This window comes from Arthrobacter sp. 001422645 (assembly GCF_059816125.1).
On record NZ_JCBANT010000031.1, the window covers coordinates 1 to 2019 of the forward strand.

Annotated in this window: 1 rRNA gene; it reads left to right on the forward strand. The window is 56.6% G+C overall.

Features of this window, described 5'->3' with window-relative positions:
- The first annotated feature begins 184 nt into the window (after positions 1-184).
- A 16S ribosomal RNA gene (locus AC6EUH_RS18230) occupies positions 185-1708 on the forward strand.
- The last annotated feature ends 311 nt before the right edge of the window (positions 1709-2019 follow it).

The window sequence follows — 2019 nt, forward strand, 5'->3', positions numbered from 1 at the left end:
TGTGTCTGTTGTTTGAGAACTCAATAGTGTGCCAAGTTTGTTGATACCAATTTATTGTATTGAATTGGTTGAATTTGCCGGGCCCGCCACCCCGTGGTGTGGTCTGGTGTTTTTGGCTGGTTTCAAATTTTGTGCATTGTGTGCATCCCGTTTTCCCGGGGGCGCATGGTGTGTCTGTTTTTCTTCAACGGAGAGTTTGATCCTGGCTCAGGATGAACGCTGGCGGCGTGCTTAACACATGCAAGTCGAACGATGATCCCAGCTTGCTGGGGGATTAGTGGCGAACGGGTGAGTAACACGTGAGTAACCTGCCCTTAACTCTGGGATAAGCCTGGGAAACTGGGTCTAATACCGGATATGACTCCTCATCGCATGGTGGGGGGTGGAAAGCTTTATTGTGGTTTTGGATGGACTCGCGGCCTATCAGCTTGTTGGTGAGGTAATGGCTCACCAAGGCGACGACGGGTAGCCGGCCTGAGAGGGTGACCGGCCACACTGGGACTGAGACACGGCCCAGACTCCTACGGGAGGCAGCAGTGGGGAATATTGCACAATGGGCGAAAGCCTGATGCAGCGACGCCGCGTGAGGGATGACGGCCTTCGGGTTGTAAACCTCTTTCAGTAGGGAAGAAGCGAAAGTGACGGTACCTGCAGAAGAAGCGCCGGCTAACTACGTGCCAGCAGCCGCGGTAATACGTAGGGCGCAAGCGTTATCCGGAATTATTGGGCGTAAAGAGCTCGTAGGCGGTTTGTCGCGTCTGCCGTGAAAGTCCGGGGCTCAACTCCGGATCTGCGGTGGGTACGGGCAGACTAGAGTGATGTAGGGGAGACTGGAATTCCTGGTGTAGCGGTGAAATGCGCAGATATCAGGAGGAACACCGATGGCGAAGGCAGGTCTCTGGGCATTAACTGACGCTGAGGAGCGAAAGCATGGGGAGCGAACAGGATTAGATACCCTGGTAGTCCATGCCGTAAACGTTGGGCACTAGGTGTGGGGGACATTCCACGTTTTCCGCGCCGTAGCTAACGCATTAAGTGCCCCGCCTGGGGAGTACGGCCGCAAGGCTAAAACTCAAAGGAATTGACGGGGGCCCGCACAAGCGGCGGAGCATGCGGATTAATTCGATGCAACGCGAAGAACCTTACCAAGGCTTGACATGAACCGGAAACACCTGGAAACAGGTGCCCCGCTTGCGGTCGGTTTACAGGTGGTGCATGGTTGTCGTCAGCTCGTGTCGTGAGATGTTGGGTTAAGTCCCGCAACGAGCGCAACCCTCGTTCTATGTTGCCAGCGCGTTATGGCGGGGACTCATAGGAGACTGCCGGGGTCAACTCGGAGGAAGGTGGGGACGACGTCAAATCATCATGCCCCTTATGTCTTGGGCTTCACGCATGCTACAATGGCCGGTACAAAGGGTTGCGATACTGTGAGGTGGAGCTAATCCCAAAAAGCCGGTCTCAGTTCGGATTGGGGTCTGCAACTCGACCCCATGAAGTCGGAGTCGCTAGTAATCGCAGATCAGCAACGCTGCGGTGAATACGTTCCCGGGCCTTGTACACACCGCCCGTCAAGTCACGAAAGTTGGTAACACCCGAAGCCGGTGGCCTAACCCCTTGTGGGAGGGAGCTGTCGAAGGTGGGACTGGCGATTGGGACTAAGTCGTAACAAGGTAGCCGTACCGGAAGGTGCGGCTGGATCACCTCCTTTCTAAGGAGCACCTACAATCACCGTGCCGGGCGTATGCCCGTGTGGCGGGGTTGTCAGGAGTAGGCCCGTTGCGCAGGCGATTGTTCTGCGGCGGGTGCTCACGGGTGGAATATCAGCAAATAGGTGCCTGGCGGCACGTGCCGGCAGCAAGTACGGACACTCTTTCCCTTCGGGGGCGGTGGGTCCTGGAACGCGGCCGGTGTGAACCGTTGGGTAGTGTTTGGCACACTGTTGGGTCCTGAGACAACAGGACCGGGTGGCGCAGCCTTTGGGGTGTGTCGTTCCGGGACTTGTGTTTCTGGTTTCCTGGC